This window comes from Streptomyces sp. NPDC003379 (assembly GCF_053589195.1).
The window spans coordinates 15000-33064 of sequence record NZ_JBSFRK010000056.1 but is presented as its reverse complement, the minus strand read 5'-3'; the positions used below and the strand labels follow the sequence as shown (position 1 = coordinate 33064).

14 protein-coding genes are annotated in these 18065 nt (G+C 72.5%); all 14 read left to right on the top strand.

Annotation, left to right across the window (positions count from 1 at the left end):
- Positions 1-13: 13 nt before the first annotated feature.
- The 14 genes from ACWDVB_RS35280 (at position 14) to ACWDVB_RS35215 (ending at position 17719) form a co-directional block, all read left to right on the top strand.
- Positions 14-2152 (top strand): carbon starvation CstA family protein, encoded by a 2139-nt coding sequence (locus tag ACWDVB_RS35280; protein WP_451519350.1) that lies wholly within the window; start codon positions 14-16, stop codon positions 2150-2152.
- Positions 2149-2352 carry a hypothetical protein gene (locus ACWDVB_RS35275; protein ID WP_451519351.1) on the top strand — a complete coding sequence of 68 codons (204 nt, stop codon included), beginning with the start codon at positions 2149-2151 and terminating at the stop codon, positions 2350-2352. The genes ACWDVB_RS35280 and ACWDVB_RS35275 overlap by 4 nt, the downstream gene beginning before the upstream one ends.
- 91 nt (positions 2353-2443) lie before the next feature.
- Entirely contained in the window at positions 2444-2959 is a 516-nt protein-coding gene (locus tag ACWDVB_RS35270; RefSeq protein WP_451519352.1) for an alpha/beta fold hydrolase, read from the top strand.
- A 288-nt stretch (positions 2960-3247) separates the two neighbouring features.
- On the top strand, positions 3248-4057 hold the full coding sequence (locus ACWDVB_RS35265) for a 2OG-Fe(II)-dependent halogenase WelO5 family protein (protein WP_451519353.1): 810 nt from the start codon (positions 3248-3250) through the stop codon (positions 4055-4057).
- Between the two features lie 55 nt (positions 4058-4112).
- On the top strand, positions 4113-8405 hold the full coding sequence (locus tag ACWDVB_RS35260; protein WP_451519354.1) for an amino acid adenylation domain-containing protein: 4293 nt from the start codon (positions 4113-4115) through the stop codon (positions 8403-8405).
- A 61-nt stretch (positions 8406-8466) separates the two neighbouring features.
- On the top strand, positions 8467-9228 hold the full coding sequence (locus ACWDVB_RS35255) for an SDR family oxidoreductase (protein WP_451519355.1): 762 nt from the start codon (positions 8467-8469) through the stop codon (positions 9226-9228).
- A gap of 11 nt (positions 9229-9239) precedes the next feature.
- Positions 9240-10013, top strand: a complete 774-nt coding sequence (locus ACWDVB_RS35250; protein WP_451519356.1) for an SDR family NAD(P)-dependent oxidoreductase — start codon at positions 9240-9242, stop codon at positions 10011-10013.
- A 38-nt stretch (positions 10014-10051) separates the two neighbouring features.
- A complete protein-coding gene (locus tag ACWDVB_RS35245; protein WP_451519357.1) occupies positions 10052-11326 on the top strand; it encodes an ATP-grasp domain-containing protein in 1275 nt (424 codons plus the stop codon).
- Positions 11323-12657 carry an ATP-grasp domain-containing protein gene (locus ACWDVB_RS35240; protein WP_451519358.1) on the top strand — a complete coding sequence of 445 codons (1335 nt, stop codon included), beginning with the start codon at positions 11323-11325 and terminating at the stop codon, positions 12655-12657. Before ACWDVB_RS35245 ends, ACWDVB_RS35240 begins: the two co-directional genes overlap by 4 nt.
- Positions 12654-13352, top strand: coding sequence for an aspartyl/asparaginyl beta-hydroxylase domain-containing protein (locus ACWDVB_RS35235; protein WP_451519359.1), 699 nt, complete (start codon positions 12654-12656; stop codon positions 13350-13352). Before ACWDVB_RS35240 ends, ACWDVB_RS35235 begins: the two co-directional genes overlap by 4 nt.
- A 140-nt stretch (positions 13353-13492) precedes the next feature.
- Positions 13493-14596 (top strand): GNAT family N-acetyltransferase, encoded by a 1104-nt coding sequence (locus ACWDVB_RS35230; RefSeq protein ID WP_451520004.1) that lies wholly within the window; start codon positions 13493-13495, stop codon positions 14594-14596.
- 98 nt (positions 14597-14694) lie between these two features.
- Positions 14695-15957 (top strand): MFS transporter, encoded by a 1263-nt coding sequence (locus ACWDVB_RS35225; RefSeq protein WP_451520005.1) that lies wholly within the window; start codon positions 14695-14697, stop codon positions 15955-15957.
- 71 nt (positions 15958-16028) lie between these two features.
- The gene (locus ACWDVB_RS35220) at positions 16029-16190 is read left to right on the top strand and encodes a hypothetical protein (RefSeq protein WP_451520006.1); all 162 of its coding nucleotides are present in this window, start codon (positions 16029-16031) and stop codon (positions 16188-16190) included.
- 59 nt (positions 16191-16249) lie between these two features.
- Positions 16250-17719, top strand: coding sequence for an FG-GAP and VCBS repeat-containing protein (locus ACWDVB_RS35215; RefSeq protein ID WP_451612023.1), 1470 nt, complete (start codon positions 16250-16252; stop codon positions 17717-17719).
- Positions 17720-18065: the final 346 nt, after the last annotated feature.

Sequence of the window (18065 nt, the reverse complement as noted above, 5' to 3'; positions counted from 1 at the left end):
AAAGGTGGTTCCCATGGATGAAAACCGAACCGGGGCGCCCGCGCGCCCACCGGGCAACCGGGCGCTGCGCGCGGCGCTCTGGGTCGCCGTGACCCTCACGGCCACCGCCGCCTGGGCCGTACTGGCCCTGTCCCGGGGTGAGGAGATCAGCGCCGTGTGGCTGCTGGTCGCCGCCCTGTGCTCGTACGCCGTCGCGTACCGCTTCTACGCGCGCTGGATCAGCCGCCGCGTGCTGCGCACCGACGACACCCGCGCGACCCCGGCCGAACGGCTGGAGGACGGCGTGGACTACGTCCCCACCGGCAAGGGCGTGCTCTTCGGCCACCACTTCGCCGCGATCGCGGGAGCCGGCCCCCTCGTCGGGCCGGTGCTCGCCGCGCAGATGGGCTATCTGCCCGGCGTGCTGTGGATCGTCGTCGGAGCCGTCTTCGCCGGTGCCGTGCAGGACATGGTGACGCTGTTCCTGTCGACCCGCCGCGACGGGCGCAGTCTGGGGCAGATGGCACGCGACGAGATAGGCCCGGTCGGCGGGGCCGCCGCCATCCTGGCCGTGCTCGCCATCATGGTCATCCTGCTCGCGGTGCTGGCGCTCGTCGTCGTCAACGCCCTGGCCGGATCGCCGTGGGGCACCTTCTCCATCGCGATGACCATCCCGATCGCCCTCTTCATGGGCCTGTGGCTGCGGCTGGTGCGGCCCGGCCGGGTGATGGAGACCAGTGTCATCGGCGCCGTCCTGCTGCTGCTCTCGGTCATCGGCGGCAACGAGGTCGCCGAGTCCCCCGCCTGGTCGCAGGCGTTCACACTCGCACCGACCACCCTGGTGTGGCTGCTGATCGGGTACGGGTTCGTGGCGAGCGTGCTGCCGGTCTGGCTGCTCCTGGCCCCGCGCGACTACCTGTCGACGTTCATGAAGGTCGGCGTGATCACGCTGATGGCCGTGGCGATCCTCGTCGCGATGCCCGCCATGAAGGCGGACGCCGTCACCGACTTCGCGTCCGGGGGAGCCGGACCGGTGTTCTCCGGCAGCCTCTTCCCGTTCCTGTTCATCACCGTCGCCTGCGGTGCGCTGTCCGGCTTCCACGCCCTGATCTCCTCGGGCACCACGCCCAAGCTGATCCAGCGCGAGTCGCACATCCGCATGATCGGATACGGCGGCATGCTCACCGAGTCGTTCGTCGCCGTGATGGCGCTGATCGCCGCGTGCGTGCTGGATCCCGGGCTGTACTACGCCGTCAACTCCCCGGCGGGACTGCTCGGTCCGACCGCCGAGTCCGCCGCCGAGGCGGTGCGCCACCTGGGCTTCACCCTCACCCCCGCCGACCTGCACCAGGCGGCCGCGGCGGTCGGCGAGGAGTCGGTACAGGCCCGCACCGGCGGCGCCCCCACCTTCGCGCTCGGCCTCTCGCACGTGCTCTCCGAGGCGTTCGGCGGCGAGTCCGTACGGGCCTTCTGGTACCACTTCGCGATCATGTTCGAGGCGCTGTTCATCCTCACGACCGTCGACGCGGGCACCCGGGTGGGCCGGTTCATGCTCCAGGACGCCCTGGGCAACGTGTGGAAGCCGCTGGGCGACGTCAGCTGGAAGCCGGGCATCTGGCTGTGCAGCGCGCTGATGGTGGCCGGCTGGGGCTACTTCCTGCTGATCGGCGTCACCGACCCGCTGGGCGGGATCAACCAGCTGTTCCCGCTCTTCGGCATCGCCAACCAGCTGCTCGCCGCGCTCGCCCTCGCCCTGTGCACCACCGTCCTGATCAAACAGGGGCACCGGCGCATGGCCTGGGTCACCGGTCTGCCGCTGCTGTTGGACGTCGCCGTCACCCTCACCGCGAGCTGGCAGAAGGTCTTCTCGCCGGACCCGCGGGTCGGCTTCTTCGCCCAGCGCGAGCGCTACGCCGACGCACTGGCGGGCGGCGACGTGCTCGCTCCCGCGCGCACCGCCGAGGACATGCGCCAGATCGTCACCAACTCCACGGTGGACGGCGTCCTGGCCGCCGTCTTCGCCCTGCTCGTGCTCGTCGTCATGGCCGATGTCGTACGTGTGTGGGTCAAGGCCCTGCGCGCGCACGCACCGCTCCCCACCTCCGAGACCCCGCACGAGCCGCGCCCCGAGCCGGCCGCGGAGCCCCGCGCGCCCGCGGGGAAGGCCGGTTGAGCGCCCGGCGGTTGGCGCGCGGGCTATGGGAGCGGGCCGCGCGCTACCTCGACGAGGTGTCGGGACAGGCCGAGTTCCGCCGTGTGTGCCGGGCCCACGCGGCCACCGCGCCCGGCGGACGGCTTACGGCACGGCAGCGCAGGGCCCTGTGGCGCGACCACACCCGGCGCGCCGAGCACGTCACCACGCGGTGCTGCTGACCGGCCGCCCGTCCCGGCACCGTGATCCAGGTCACGCCGGGTTTTCGCGGCCCCGCGTAAACCCGGTGCCCGCCTCGCGCAACTGACCAGTGTGGGAAGGCCGCGGGGCCTGTCACCGAACACGGAGCGGACCAGGAGGAGATGCGGTGCGACCGGTGGAAGTGCTGAGGTCGGGGGCGGGCCCGCCGGGCGCTACGCGCCGCGGCTGGTCAACCGACGCGGCTGCGGCGGCAGTCCGCCCGTGGACGGGCAGGACTTCCTGGTGGACGCGCGGGACGTCGCCGACGCCCTGGAGGAGGGGGTGCGTCCGGTGGGCCACTCCTTCGGGGCGGTGGCCGCACTGATCGCGGCCGGGTGCCACCCGGGCCGGGTGCGCTCGCCGACCGTCGTCGAGCCTTTCGCCCTCACCCTCGTACGGGAAAGACCCGACGCCCGTGCGTTCGTGCGCCGTTACGCGGAGATCGCCGCGCGGTGTTATTCACCGGAATCCTTTCTGGAGGAATACCTCGTCCTGATCGGAACACCGCCGGACTCCGTTGCTCCGGCCCTTCCCGCGACGCCCACGACCTCTTCCGGGGCCGCCGGTTCGGCCCTCGGCCCGCGCTGACCTGCGGCTGACCACCCCTTCGTACTCGTATATCCAGCCCTTCCTTTCGCGGGGAAGGGCCCATTCGGCGAGCCCTGAAATCCCGTGAGGAGAAGCGGGATTCGCCGGTCGGAACTCCCCTTGACGGCAGGACGAAAGCCCGCCTAGATTTCCGGTCGGTGGATATCTGATTCCATCTTTTGGAAGTCATCGAAAGTCATGAACGCCCCGCGGGCCCTTTCGGCCCGCCGCGCGGCAGTGAGCCCGGATCGAGCGCTCCTGCCGATTCTCAACCCGAGGAGCTTCTTCGTGAGCGTTACCACGCACGTCGTCCGTTCGTCGACGAACGAGATCGCCACCGAACTGACCGCCGAGACGCTGCTGAAGCTCGCCAACCGCGAGATCGGCGCCATCCACGTCAAGGGCTACTACCCGGTCGACATCGCCGAGAAGGTCGCCCAGAAGGCCATCAACCACCAGGCCCTCGGCAACTACCACAAGCAGCACACCAGCAGCGTCGGCCGCGTCTACATGCCGCACATCGACACCAAGTGGGACGCGGAGCTCACGAACAAGTACCACGACCAGGCCCTGCCGGCCATCCAGGACGTGCGCTCCATGTTCCACCCCTACCTGTCGCCGGTGGACCGCGTCCGCCTGGAGCTGCAGGAGCTGTGGCCCGCGGGCGCCAACCTGATGCGGCTGCGCGGCCGGGCCTGCTTCGTCGGCGCCTTCCGCGTCTTCCAGCCGTCGACCTCCGAGTTCTACCCGCACAACGACGCCATCGACCAGGAGACCGACGCCCCCGAGATCGAGGGCGTGCTCAACCAGCTGGTCGCCAACATCTACCTCCAGGTCCCGGACGAGGGCGGCGACCTGCAGCTGTGGCTGCGCGAGCCCACCGAGGACGAGACCCGCACGATCCTCGACGTCGAGGGCCTCGAACCGGACAGCGTCGAGCAGCCCGTCCACGTCATCCACCCCGAGGCGGGCGACCTCATCATCTTCAGCCCCCGCATGCTGCACGCCGTCACCTCCGGCGTCGGCAAGCACCGGGTCGGCGCTGCCGCCTTCATCGCCACCAAGGGCCCGCAGGAGCCGCTCGTCTGCTGGAGCTGATCCGGCCCGCCCGCCCCTGCTTCGACCGATCCGGACACTCGCTAAGGACTACGGCATGCTCCCGGCGCTGGTGCGCACGCACGCGAAGACTCACCCGAACCGAACAGCCGTCGCCGTCGGTCAGGACCGCCTGACCTACGCCGCGCTGGACGAGAGGGTGTCCCGGCTGACTCACCGGCTGCGCCGCCGGGGCATCGACCGCGGCTCCCTCGTGGGCATCCACCTCGACCGCACCCCGGACGCGGTGGTCGCCCTGCTCGCCGCCCTCGGCAGCGGCGCGGCGTACACGGTCGTCGAACCCACCGATCCGGTGGCGGAGGGGGCCGGGCGGCTCGCCGCGGCCACCCCGGACCTGGTGGTCACCTCCCGGTCTTACGCGCACGACCTGCGCCGAGCCGGACTTCAGGTCCTCGACGTGCTCGATGCCCTCGACGATCCCGAGGTCCCCACCGACGGCGGCGCCCCTGTCCGGGCGCCGCTCGCCGAACCCCCGCCCGAGGACATCGCGTACGTCCTCTACACCTCGGGCTCCACCGGCGTCCCCAAAGGCGTCCAGGTCACCCACGCCAACCTGCGGCACTACACCGAGGCGCTGCTCGACCGCCTCGACATCACCGGACCGCTGCACTACGCCCACGTCACCACCCTCGCCGCCGACCTGGGCAACACCTGCCTGTTCCTTGCCCTGTGGACCGGCGGCACCCTGCACCTCGTCGAGGACGCCGTCCGCCGCGACCCGCTGGGCCTGATGCGCTACCTCCACACCGAGCGCGTCGACGTCCTCAAGACCACCCCCTCGCACTGGGGCGTCCTCTTCCCCGCCTTCGGACACGACGCGGACGCCCGGCCCGCGCTGCGCCATCTGCTCCTCGGCGGCGAACTGCTCGGCCTCCCGCTGGCCCGCCGGGTGCTCGGATCCGGAGTCACCCAGAACCTGGTCAACCACTACGGACCCACCGAAGCCACCGTCGGCATCGCCGCGCACGTCCTGCGCGACGAGGCGGCGCTGGACCGGGCCGGCGCCGTCGACTCGGTGCCCGTGGGCACCGCCTTCGGCCGCACCCGGCTGTTCGTCCGCACCCCCGACGGCCGCTTCCACGAACGCGCCGCCACCGGTGAGCTGTACGTCACCGGGCCCTCCGTCACCCCTGGCTACCGCGGCGACGAGCGGGCCACCGCCGCCGCCTACACCGACGAGGTCGACGCCGCGTTCCCGGGGGCCGGGCGCGCCTACCGCACCGGCGACACGGTGCGGGCCGACGCCGACGGCGTCCTGGAATTCCTGGGACGCGGCGACCGGCAGGTCAAGGTCGGCGGCTACCGCGTGGAGCTCGGCCACGTCGAGGCGGTCCTGCGTCGCCTGCCGCAGGTCGCCGAGGCGGTGGCCCTGCACTTCCCCGCGGGCCGCCCCGCCCTCGTGGCCGCCGTCGTCGTCCGGGACGCCGACCCCGACCCGGCGGCCCTGCGCGAGGACGCGCGCGGCTGCCTGCCCGCGTACATGGTCCCCGAACGCGTCGAGGTCTTCGACGACTTCCCGCGCAACGCCAACGGCAAGACCGACCAGCGCGCGCTGCGCCACCTCGTACAGGAGCGGCTCGCCCGCCGCACCACGGGCGCCGACCGCACCCACGACGTCGACGACCCCGCCCTCGCCGAGGTGCTGGCCGTCTGGCGGCGCCACCTGGGGCACGGCGACTTCGGCCCGTACGACGACTTTCGCCTGGTGGGTGGCAGTTCCATCGACGCCATCCAGGTCATCGCCGACCTCCAGGCCCGAGGTCACCAGGTGTCGGCCGCGGTGTTCCTGGCCGAGCCGACGGCCGCGGCGCTCGCCGCGCGCATCACGGCGGGCGCGGCCACCGAGCAGCGCCCCGGCCCAGGGGCGGCCGGCCCGCGCGACGACGACCGTACGCTCTCCCCGGCCCAACGCTGGTTCTTCCAGCAGGACTTCACCGAGCCCGACCAGTGGAACCAGGCGCTTCTGCTCGACGTCGACGGCGGCGTACGGGCCGACGTCCTGGCGGCCGCCGTCGCCGACGTCGTCGCGCTGCACCCGCTGCTGCACACCGCGTTCCCGGGTACGGGCACCGAACGGCGCCGCGAAGTCGTCGCCGCGCCGGACGCCTGCACCACGTCCGTGCTGCCCGACGGCGAGGAAGCCGTCCAGCGCCATATCCGGCGGACCGCCGCCGACCGGCAGGCCGAGATCTCCCTGGCCACCGGCGCCGTCTTCAAGGCCCATCTGTTCCAGGGCGCCGCCCGCGCCCACCTGCTGCTGCTCTGCCACCACCTGTGCGTGGACGCCGTGTCCTGGCGCATCGTCGTCAACGACCTCAGCCGCTGCTACACCGAACGACTGCGCGGCAACACGCCCGCCACCGCGGCGGGCACCACCGGCTTCGGCGCATGGGCCACCCACCTGGCCGAGCACGCCCCCGCTCTGCGCGCCGACCTCGCCCACTGGGACGGCGTCGAACGGTACGCGCCCGTGCCGCGGGACCGAGGCGACCTGGAGGGCGACGCACAGGCCGTCTGGTTCCGCCTGAGCCGCGCCGAGACCGACGCCCTCTCCGGCTCCGACGCCACGCAGGCCGGCACCCCGCCGCACGCGGCGCTGCTCGCCGCGTTCGCCCAGGCCCTGGCCGCCGACGAAGGCCGCGAGGAACTCCTCGTGGACGTCGAGAGCCACGGTCGCGCCACCTTCGACGAGGCCCTCGACGTCTCCCGCGCCGTCGGCTGGTTCACCTCCACCTACCCGGTACGCGTCGCCGTGGTCGAGGGCGACGGCCCGGCCACCGCCAAGGTGGTGGCCGCCGCCCTCGACGAGGTGCCGCACCTCGGCGTGGCCTACGGCCTGCACGCCCGGCCGCGGCGCGCCGACGTGTGCTTCAACTACCTGGGCGGCTTCGCCCTGCCCTACGGCGACGATCTGCGCCCCGCCCTGTCCCGGTACGCGGTCGGCCCGGTGCGGGGCGCCGCGAACGACCGCGGATACGGCCTGAAGCTGACGGCCCGCATCCACGACGGCCAGCTCGTCGCCGACCTGTCGTACGCGTGTGCCCGACGCGACCCCGCACGGGTCCGCGCACTCGCCAGGTCGACCCGCGCGCACCTGCTCGCCTCGGCCGGACTCCCGCTCAGCGAGGGCCAGTTCGTCATGGAGAACGGCTCCAGCACCGGACTGCTCGCCCAGGTCCCGCGCGCCCTGCGCTGCGAACCGCCCGCGGGCGCCCCCCGCGCCCACGGCTCCGTCCTGCTCACCGGCGCCACCGGCTTCATCGGCGCCCACCTGCTGCATCTGCTGCTGACCTGCACCGACGGGCACGTGCACTGCCTGGTGCGCGGGGAGCACGCCCGCGCCGCCCGGGAGCGGCTGCGCGAGACGTACGCCTGGTACTGGCCCGACGAGGACCTGGAGGGCCACGCGGGCCGCGTCACCGTGCACGCGGCCGACCTGGCCGAGCCACGCCTGGGCCTGGACCCCGCGGCGTACACGAGGCTGTCCCGCGAGGTCGAGGCCGTCTACCACCTGGCCGGCGACACCCGCCTGTTCGGCGACCGCGCGTCCTTCGACCGGCAGAACACCGAGCCGGTGCGCGCCCTGGTCCGCTTCGCGTCCGAGGGGCGGCCCAAGGACCTGCACCACGCGTCCACCCTCGCGGTCTGCGGCAGCGCCCCCGAGGGTGAGCCGACCGTGTTCTCCGAGGACAGCCTGAACATCGGCCAGCGGTTCCTCAACGAGTACGAGCGCAGCAAGTACGACGCCGAACGCATCGTCCACGACTTCGCGGCCCGCGGCGGTGGCGGCTTCGTCCACCGTTCCGGCAACGTCTCCGGCCACTCGCGCACCGGGCGCTTCCAGCGCAACGGCGGCGACAACCGCCTGGTGCAGCTGCTGATTGCCTGCGCACGCCTGGGCCGGGTGCCCGACCTGGGCGCGCGCACGCTGGCGCTGAGCCCGGTGGACACCGTCGCCGAGGGCATCCTGGAGATCTCCCGCAGCACCCGGGTGCGCGGCGGGACCTTCCACGTCGACACGCACCACGAGGTGACGTACGAGGAGGTCTTCGCCGCCCTGCGCGACCTCGGCTGCCCCCTGGAGGTGGACGAGTCACCGGAATTCGGGCCGCTGTTCGCCCGGCACCTCGGCGACGGCGACGAGCAGATCGCCCTCGCGCACTTCTGGGCCGTCCGCCCCGAGCGCAACATCCGCTACGACCACACCCGCACCCGCAGGCTGCTCGCCCGGCTCGGGGTGGAGTTCGCCCCGCTGGACCGGGCCTGGCTGCGCGCGTACTTCGGCGGGCTCGTGGACCAGGGGCACATCCCACTGGTCGTGCCCGCCTGAGGACCGCCGGACCCCCTACCCGCATCCACGGACAAGTACCACAGCAAGAGCAGGAGTTGACATGACAGAGGGACGCATCGCCGTCGTCACCGGGGCCTCCTCCGGGATCGGCCGCGCGGTCGCCACCACCTTCGCCCGCGGCGGCACCCGCGTGGTGGCCGCGGGCCGCGACGCCGGCCGGCTCGACGCCGTACGCGACGAGGCCGCGGGCGGGCCGGGGGCCGTGCTGGTCCACCCGGGCGACATGACCCGGCCCACCTACACCGAGGAACTCCTCACGGCGGCCGAGCGCGAGTGGGGCGCGCCCGCGGACGTCTTCGTCGCCTCCGCCGGACGTGGCCTGCCCGGCACACTCCTGGGCTCCGACGCCGACCGCTGGCAGGAGCTCCTGGAAGCCAACGTCCTCGCCGTGATGCGTCAACTGCGCGCCACTGGAGCTGAGTTCAGGAAGCAGGCTGAGGCCGACGGCGGGGCCAAGGTGCGGGACATCGTCGTCATCGGCTCCACCGTCGGACGCCAGGTGTCGGCCGCCAACCCGGTCTACGGCTCTACCAAGTTCGCCGTCCACTCCCTGGTGGAGGCGCTGCGCCAGGAGCTGTGCACCCACAACATCCGGGTCACCCTGATCGAGCCCGGGTTCGTGCGCTCCGGCTTCCAGGACGCCGCCGGGTACGACAGGGACTGGTTCGAGGCGGTCGCGCGGGAGAACGGGCCCCTGCTGGTGCCCGAGGACGTCGCCGAGGTCGTCGCCTTCGTGGTGGGCCGTCCCCCGCACGTCCACCTGGACGACATCAGGCTCCGCCCGACCCGCCAGAAGGGCTGAGGGAGCACGCTGTGAGCAGATTCCTCGACGCGCTGTTCGGCCTGCGCGGACGCACGGCCGTGATCACCGGCGGCAGCTCGGGCATCGGCGAGTCCATCGCCCGTGCCCTGTGCGCGGCCGGAGCCGACGTGGTGCTGGTCGCACGGCGCACCGCACCGCTCAAGGACGCCGTCGCGCGGATGCCGACGGGGGGCGGTGCCGCGTCCTGGGTCGGTGCAGACCTCGGCGACCGCGCCGCGGTGCACCGGCTGGCCGACGAGATCGAGGAGCGTCACCCGGCCGTCGACATCCTCGTCAACTCGGCCGGGGTGAACGTCCGGCCACCGCTGGAGGACCTGACGGACGAGGAGTGGGACCGCACGCTGCGCACCAACCTGGACGCGCCGTTCCTCCTCGGTCAGCGGTTCGCGCCCGGCATGGCCGCACGCGGCTGGGGGCGCATCATCAACATCGCCTCCCAGCAGTCGGTGCGCGCGTTCGGCAACAGCGGGGCCTACGGCGTGTCCAAGGCGGGCCTCACCGCGCTCACCCGCTCCCAGGCCGAGGCCTGGTCGGCCCGCGGCGTGTGCGCCAACGCCATCGCTCCGGGGTTCGTGCACACCCCGCTCAACGAGGCGGTCTTCCGCGACCCGGTGCGCACCGAGGCGATGGCACGGCGCACCATGGCCGGCCGCAACGGCGTGCTGGACGACTTCACCGGCGCCGCCGTCTTCCTGGCCGGCGACGCCTCGGCGTACGTGACCGGCCAGACCCTGTTCGTCGACGGCGGGTTCTCCGTCACCTGACCCGCCACACCCCCCAACCACCCTCGTGAGGAGCTCCGTTGTCCCAGAACAGACCGGTCGTCGTGCTGGTCGACGCCTACACCTCGGGAAAGTACCTTCCCCCTGAGTTCACCGCCCTGGGCGCGGATCTGGTGCATGTCCAGAGCACCCCCGAGTTCATGCCGTCGATGCCCGCGCCCGACCTCGGCGGCTACGCGGCCGCCCTGGTCCACGACGACCTGGAGAAGACCCTCGTACGGCTGGCCGAGTTCGCCCCGGTGGCCGTGCTCGCCGGTCAGGAACCCGGTGTCGTCCTCGCCGACCTGCTCTCGGAGCGGCTCGGACTGCCGACCAACGGCACCGGCCTGTCCGCCGCCCGCCGGGACAAGTACCTCATGGGGGAGGCCCTGCGGAGCGCGGGCCTGCACCGCGCCGAGCAGACCAAGGGCCGCGACCCCGACGCACTGGTGGCCTGGGCACGCGACCTCGCCGACTACCCCGTGGTCGTCAAACCCCTCAACTCGGCCGCCGGGGACGGGGTGTTCATCTGCGCCGACGAGCAGGAGGTGCGGCAGGCCGCGGACGAGATCCTGGGCACGCGGACGATCTACGGCGACACCAACACCGAGGTCCTCGTCCAGTCCTGTCTGCACGGCACCGAGTACGTCGTCGACATGGTCTCGTACGCCCGCCGGCGCTACGTGTGCGGCGTATGGGAGTACCAGAAGCGCCTGCTGCCCTCCGGCCGCAACATCTACGACCGCGAACGCCTGCTGGCCCCCGACGAGGGCCCCGTGCCGGAGCTGACCGCCTACGTGGAGCGGGCCCTGGACGCCCTCGGTGTGCACTTCGGCCCCACCCATGCCGAGGTCATCGTCACCCCGGCGGGCCCGGCCCTGGTCGAGGTCGGCACCCGCATCGCAGGGAACATGCACCCCGGCTTCCACGACATCTGCGCGGGCGGCAACCAGGCGAGCCTCACGGCCCTGGCCTACCTGGCGCCCGCCCAGTTCATGCGCGACTACGCGGGCCGGACGTACGACCGACTCCGCGAAGCCGTGTGCTGCACGACGTCCACCACCCTGTCGGGCGTCGTGGACAGCGTCGACGAGCAGGCCGTCAACGCGATCGCGGACCTGGAGACGGTGTCCCGCCTCGATCTGAAGATCGAGCCCGGGGGAGTGCTGCGCCCCACCGTGGACCTGTACTCCAGCACGATGCGGATCTTCATGGCCGCAACCTCCATGGACGCGATCGACCGCGACTGCGCGCGCGTCGAAGACATCAAGGACCGGGTCTACCGGCTCCGAGACACGAGTGCGGGTGAGCGATGAGCAACGTCGTCGTCCCGGTCTTCCCCCACTCCGGCGTCCGGCCCTCCGACATCGCCCACGCGGCTCGGCGCTGCGGCCTCGCACCGGTGTACGTGGCGCTCAGCGGCGCACTGGGCGCCGAGGAGCGTGCCGAGTACGAAGGCTTCGGACCGGTCCACGAGAGCGACGAGCACGACGTCGGCCCGCTTGCCGAGCGGCTGCAACGGTACGAGATCGCCGGCGTGACCACCTTCAGCGAAGGCCTGCTGCGCTTCACAGCCGCCCTCGCGCACACCCTGGACCTGCCCTACCACGACCGCGGGACGGCAGCCCGGCTCACCGACAAGGGCGCCCAGCGCCACCGGCTCGCCGAGCGCGGCGTGGACGCCGTGTGGTCGGTACCCGTCACCAGCCGCGCCGAGGCGCTCGCCCTGCTCGCCCAGCGGCCGGGTCCGGTCGTCGTCAAGCCGGTGCGCGGCCAGAGCAGCATCGACACCCACTTCGTGCGCGACGCCGCCGACTTCCCCGCCGACGTGACGCCGACCGACGAACGTCCCTTCGTCGTCGAGGAGTTCCTGCCCGGCCGCGACGAGGGCGACTTCGGCGACTACGTGTCCGTGGAGTCGCTCGTCGTTGAAGGAACGGCGCACACCATCGGCGTGACCGGCAAGTTCCCGCTGATGCCGCCGTTCCGCGAGCACGGCGGCTTCGTGCCCTCGCACCTGGGCCCGGACGAGAGCGCCCGGGTGGCGCGGCTGGCCGGGGACGCGGCGCTCGCGCTCGGCATCCGCCGGGGCCTGGTGCACACCGAGATCAAGCTGACCCCGCGGGGCCCGCGCATCATCGAGGTCAACGGCCGCCTCGGCGGCTTCCTCGCCGACATGTACCAGCGCGCGCTCGGGATCGACCTGCACGAGCTGGGCATCCGCGTCGCCTGCGGGCTGCCCGTCGAAGCGACCGGCACGGCCGCCCGCACCGTCGAGTTCCAGTACTTCGGCCTCTCCCCGCTGCCCGGCGGCGTGCTGCGCGGCATCGACGGCGTGGACGCGCTGCTCGCGCAGCCGGGGATCGTCGGCCGCATCCAGCGGCTGAACGAGGGCGAGGCACTGCCCGCCCAGTCCACGTCCTTCTTCCTCGACATCCTGCGCGGCACCGCCCCGGACCACGCGGCGATGCTCGACACGATCGACCGCGGCCTGGCTCCCCTGCGCCTCACCTTCGAGGAGCCGGACGGCCGAACGAGCGTCTGGCAGGCGCGCCGAGGCGCGATGGAGCGCGTCGGACAGCCCACCGACGGCGGCGGCTCGGCGCCGCCTCCCCTCGCATCCCACACCACAGGAGTGACGCCATGAAGGGCTCCCCGTACCTCAACAACCCGCGCCTGCGCGACCTGTCCAACTGGGTCTTCCTGCGCAAGTCGGGCGGCCGCAACCGCCGCCGCGTCATCCCCGCGCACGCGGTCTTCCCTGAAGTGTGGGAGCTGGAGCGGAAGTTCCCCGAGCTCAAGGCCGAGGTCGACGCGCTGCTCGCCGCCCGCGAGATCCCCACGTACGGCACCTTCGACCCGACCCGGGCGGCCCAGGTGTCGGAGGAGTGGCGGCTGTACTACGCGTACATGTTCGGCAACACCAACGAGCTGGCGAAGAAGGACCTGCCGACGCTGCTGTCCTTCGCCCAGTCGACGCCGAACGTCGTCAACGCGTTCGTCTCCATCCTGGAGCCGGGCGTCACCCTGCCCGCGCACCAGGATCCGTACGCCGGAATCCTCCGCTACCACCTGGGCGTCCAGGTGCCCACGGACAACCCGCCGCGCATCCGCCTCGCCGACGAGTACTACCAGTGGAAGGAGGGGGAGGGCGTCGTCCTCGACGTCTCCCTGGAGCACGAGGTGATCAACGAGAGCGAGCAGTCGCGGGTCGTGGTGATCATCGACTTCCGCCGTCCCATGGGACCGCTCGCCGGACTGCTCAACCGCTACTGCCTGTGGCAGAAGCGCAAGTTCGCGCCGCAGTTCGTAGAGGCGTCGAAGTACGACGTCATGCACTGACCGCACCGCCCCGCGGGTCGCGCCGCGACCCGCCCGACCCTGTGCCGGGGCCGGGACACCCCCTCGCCCCGGCCCCGGCCCCGGCGCCCTCGCCCCGGCCCGCGTGGCCACCCGAGAAGGACGACCCGCCTGTGCCCACCATGACGACGACCGTACGGCTGCCCGATGGGGTCCTGGCCGTCCACCGCTCCGCGGACCTGCCGCGCGCGGGATGGGACGCCCTGGCAGGGCCGTACGACGTGTTCCTCACCTGCCGCTGGCTCGACGTCGTCGAGGCCACCGCGGGGGTGCCCATGACCTACCTCTGGGTCGAACGCGACGGCCGGCCCGTGGCGGGCCTGGCCACCGCCAGGGCCACCACCTCCGTGCCGTGGGCGCTCGGCCGCCCCGACGTCGTCCTGCGCAACAGCGCCGAGGCCCAACTGCCCGGCGCGGCAGAGCTGTTGGCGTCACTCGACGCCGACCCCTCGGAGGCGCTGATGCCAGCGCTCGTCGCGGGGGGCCGCCACGTCGGCAGCACCCGGGTGCTGTGCTCCGCCGACGCGACCGGCGCCGACGTGGAGTCCCTGGTCGCCGCGGCCGAGGCACTCGCCCGCGCGGCCGGGCTCGCCTCGGTGTGCTTCCTGTACCTCGACGAGCGGGACGCCTCACTCACCCGCACCCTCGCCACCCGCGGCTACACCTCGTACACCACCGGCCGCTACAGCACCCTGCACGTCCCCGACGACGGCGGCTTCGACGCCTACCTCGCCGCCCTGCCCCGCAAACGCCGGGTGTCCATCGCCTCCGAACGGCGCCGCATCCGCGAGTCCGGCCTGCGGGTGCGGCTCACGTCCCTCGACGAGACCGACCTCGACCGGTGCGCCGACCTGGAGTCGGGGCTGCTCGCCAAGTACGGCATCGACATCCGCCCCGAGCAGGTGCTCGCGCAGATCCGCCAGGTCCGGGACGTCTTCGGCGACGACGCCTTCGCCGTGGTCGCCGAAACGGACGGCGAGGTACGCGGCTTCGGGCTGATCCTGCGCCACGGCGACCACTGGTACGCACGCCAGACCGGCTACGACTACGCCTACCAGAAGAGCACCGGGCTCGCCCTGTACTTCGAGGTCCTCTACTACCGGCTGGTCGAGGAGGCCGCGGCGGCCGGGGTCCGCACCCTGCACTACGGGCTCGGCAGCGAGCAGGCCAAGCGCTCCCGCGGCTGCGTCGCGACCGAGCAGCGCTGCCACGTCCTGCGCCTGTGACCCGGGCCCGCCGCCCCGTACCCGCCCCCGCCGAACCACCGCTCACCGCTCACCGCCCATCGCCCATCGCCCATCGCCCATCGAAGGGTCGCACCGCCATGACATCCACCGCAGTCAAGGACACCGCGCCTGCGGCCCCGATGCTGCCGCGCGGGCCAGGCGTCGTGTGGTTCGGCCTGTCCGAACTCGTCAAGGCCCTGGGAACCGGCTTCTTCTACCCCTTCTCGCTGCTGTTCTTCACCGAACTGTCCGGCCAGTCCCTGCGCTCCGTCGGCCTCGTCCTGACCGTCACCGCGCTCGCTGTGCTCCCGGTCCTCTTCGCGGTCGGCCGCCTGGTGGACCGGTTCGGCCCGAAACCCGTGCTCATCGCCGCCGCCGTGCTGCGCGTGCTCTGCTTCGTGGGCGTGGTCTCCTTCCGGGGCCTGGTCCCCCTGATGGTGTGCACGCTGCTGCTCGCCCTCGGCAACCGCGCCGAGCAGGCCGCCGGCCCCGTGCTCGCCCTTCGCCTCGCGCCGCCCGGACAGAGCGGGCGCTGGCTGGCCCTCGTACGGGTCTCCTTCAACGCGGGCATCGGCGGAGGCGCGCTCCTGGCGAGCCTGTTCATCGTCGACACCGCGTCCGGCTTCGTCCTGCTCGGCGTCATCAACGCGGCCGGCTTCGTGCTCAACGCCCTGCTCTACCTCGGTGTCCCGCCCGGACGCCCGGCCGACCCCGCCCCGGCCCGCCGACTACGCGGCGGCGCTGACGGGCCGTGGCGCAACCTGGCGTTCCTGCGGGTGGCGGGCGCCAACGCGCTCCTGCTGACCGCGATGCTGGCGGTGGAGAGCGCGATGCCCGTGTTCGTGCTGCGCGAACTGCACATGCCCCCCTGGACGGTCGGCCTGCTGTTCGCGGTGAACACCGCGCTGCTCACCGTGCTCCAACTGCCGCTGAGCCGCTTCCTGGAACGCTTCCCGCACCGCCCGGCCCTGGCACTCGGCGGATTGTCGTACGTCGCGCTGTACGCGGCGGCCCTGCTGGCGGAGCCGCTGCCGCAGGGCGCGCAGGTGGCCGTCATGGTCATCGGCATGACCGTGTACACACTGGGCGAACTGGCCGTGTCCCAGGCGGTGATGCTGATGCTGACCGGCATACCGCCCGAGCGTGAGCGCGGCTCGTACATGGCGTTCAACCAGCTGTTCGCCGGGGGCGCCACCGCGCTGGCGCCCCTGCTCGTCGCCCTGCTGCTGGCCAGCCGGCCCGACGCGCTGTGGTGGGTGCTCGCCGCCTGCAGCGTGTGCGCCGCGATCCTGGCGGTGACCGGACGGCCCGCGGAAGCCGCGAACTCAGCAAGGCGCGGCAACCATTCGTACGTTTCGTGAGTCACACGCCGAAAAGCCCTTGCCCCTTATTTCACTACGACGGTGATGGCCGTCCGGAACTGGTGGTCGGCGTGCCCGGCGAAGACGTGGGCACCGTGAAGGACGCGGGCGGATACGGCGTCATGAACGGCACACAGCACGGCCTGCGGGACACCGCGGTGAGCGCGCCGGGGGAGAACGCCGGTGAGCGCACCCAGGAGACGTACAAGTACGGCGAAGTGCTGGGGCTTTAGCCATCCGGTTGCCCTCCAGCACGTGAACCGACCTTTCTTCTTTGAGATGTGGAGTACCTGTGCACAGTAAGAGACTTCCAGCTGCCCTGCTCGGAGCCGTCGCCGTCCTCGTACCGGCGGGGCTCGCCCCGCCGGCGGCCGCGGCGCCGGCGGCCGTCCAGGGGCCGGACTTCAACGGTGACGGGTACGCGGACGCCGTGGTCGGCGTGTACCGAGGTGACATCGACGGCAAGAAGTCCGGGGGTTATCTGCACGTGCTCTACGGCGGATCGAGCGGGGTCGGCACCTCCACCGCCTCTGTCAGCCAGGACAGCCCGGGAGTCCCCGGCACCAGCGAGAAGGACGACCAGTTCGGCAGTTCCGTGGTGACGGCCGACGTGGACGGTGACGGCCTCACCGACGTCGTCGTCGGGGCGTCGGGCGAGGATGTCGGCAGCGGCACCGCGACGGGCCACGGCTCGGTGGTCGTCCTGTACGGCTCGTCCAGCGGCCTCTTCGAGCGAGGCAGGACGATCGCGCAGGGCTCGGCGGGCAGCGGCGCCGGGGCCTCGCTCACCGTGGGCGACTTCACCCAGGACGGCGCCGTGGACGTGGCGGTGGGCCTGCCCCACGGGGAGTTCGGGGAGGTCACCCTGCGGCCGGGCCCGCTCACCGAGGACAAGCCGCTGACGCACCTGCTCCACACCGGCTACGGCGGCACCTCGGGCAGGCTGGCGGCCGGGGACTTCGACGGGAACGGCAAGACCGACCTGGCGATCTCCGCGTACTCCAACGACTACTCGCGCACCACCCTGTGGCGCTGGAACGGTTCGGCGCTTCAGGAGTACTGGAAGTCCCCGGCCACCGGCTACGCCATAACCGCGGGCGACTTCGACGGCGACGGAGTGGACGACTTGGCCCTTGGGCACTGCCTGATCACGGCCGTGGCCGACCGGCCCACCGGGGCGTGCGGCCCCGACGGGCTGGCCAAGGGCGGCAAGGTGCGGGTCCTCTACGGAGGCGAGGGCGCCGAGGGTTTCGGCATCCGCAACCACACGTTCAGTCAGGACACTCCGGGCGTCGCGGGCACGGCGGAGGAAGCGGACAACTTCGGCATCAAGCTGGCCGCGGGTGATCTCACCGGGGACGGCCGGGACGACCTGGTGGCGGGCACGCCCGCCGAGGCCGTCGGGACGGCGGACCGGGCCGGTTCGGCGACCGTACTGACCTCGGGCCCGGACGGTCTGCTCGACGCCTCGGGCACCGCCACGTCGGCGGCCTGGCACCAGGACTCCACCGGGGTCCCGGGGGCCTCGGAGGTCAACGACGAGTTCGGCTCGGCGCTGGCCCTCGGGGACTACGACGGAGACGGGGACGGCGATGTCACGGTCGGTGTCTACAACGAGAACAGCACGGAGTACGAGCAGAACCTCACCACGGGCGGTGTCTGGACCCTGCCGAACGGCGCCGGGGCAGGCTCCAAGGCGTTGACGGCACGGCTGTTCGGGCTGCGCGGGGCGCTGTACTACGGGCAGGTACTCGGGCGCTGAGACTCCGGTGAGGCGGGCGGCGTACTGCCGCGACGGCACCTTCTACGAACCCCGAACCCGGAACGCCCGCCTCGCTTGACGAAAGACATAGAGGCACCCCTACCGCGTCAAAGGCGCGGGAACCGCAAACGCGGCGCCGCTCACGTCACAGGCGACCCATGACGTGGGCGCCGCGCAAGCCCACCCGGAGGGCGCGTCGCCATTCCGGGCCGGGGAGAAACACGCCGTCGGCGCGGCAAGCCCGAAGACTCCACCACGTACGGCGAAGCCCCGCGTCGCGGCACAAGCTTCGTCACGGCCACCCCGGCCATGAGCAACGTCGTCGCGGCCACCACCGTGGCAAGCG

Coding starts and splice junctions, on each gene's coding strand:
- ACWDVB_RS35280 (WP_451519350.1), top strand. CDS start 14: ATGGATGAAAACCGAACCGGGGCGCCCGCGCGCCCACCGGGCAACCGG.
- ACWDVB_RS35260 (WP_451519354.1), top strand. CDS start 4,113: ATGCTCCCGGCGCTGGTGCGCACGCACGCGAAGACTCACCCGAACCGA.
- ACWDVB_RS35255 (WP_451519355.1), top strand. CDS start 8,467: ATGACAGAGGGACGCATCGCCGTCGTCACCGGGGCCTCCTCCGGGATC.
- ACWDVB_RS35240 (WP_451519358.1), top strand. CDS start 11,323: ATGAGCAACGTCGTCGTCCCGGTCTTCCCCCACTCCGGCGTCCGGCCC.
- ACWDVB_RS35235 (WP_451519359.1), top strand. CDS start 12,654: ATGAAGGGCTCCCCGTACCTCAACAACCCGCGCCTGCGCGACCTGTCC.
- ACWDVB_RS35230 (WP_451520004.1), top strand. CDS start 13,493: ATGACGACGACCGTACGGCTGCCCGATGGGGTCCTGGCCGTCCACCGC.
- ACWDVB_RS35225 (WP_451520005.1), top strand. CDS start 14,695: ATGACATCCACCGCAGTCAAGGACACCGCGCCTGCGGCCCCGATGCTG.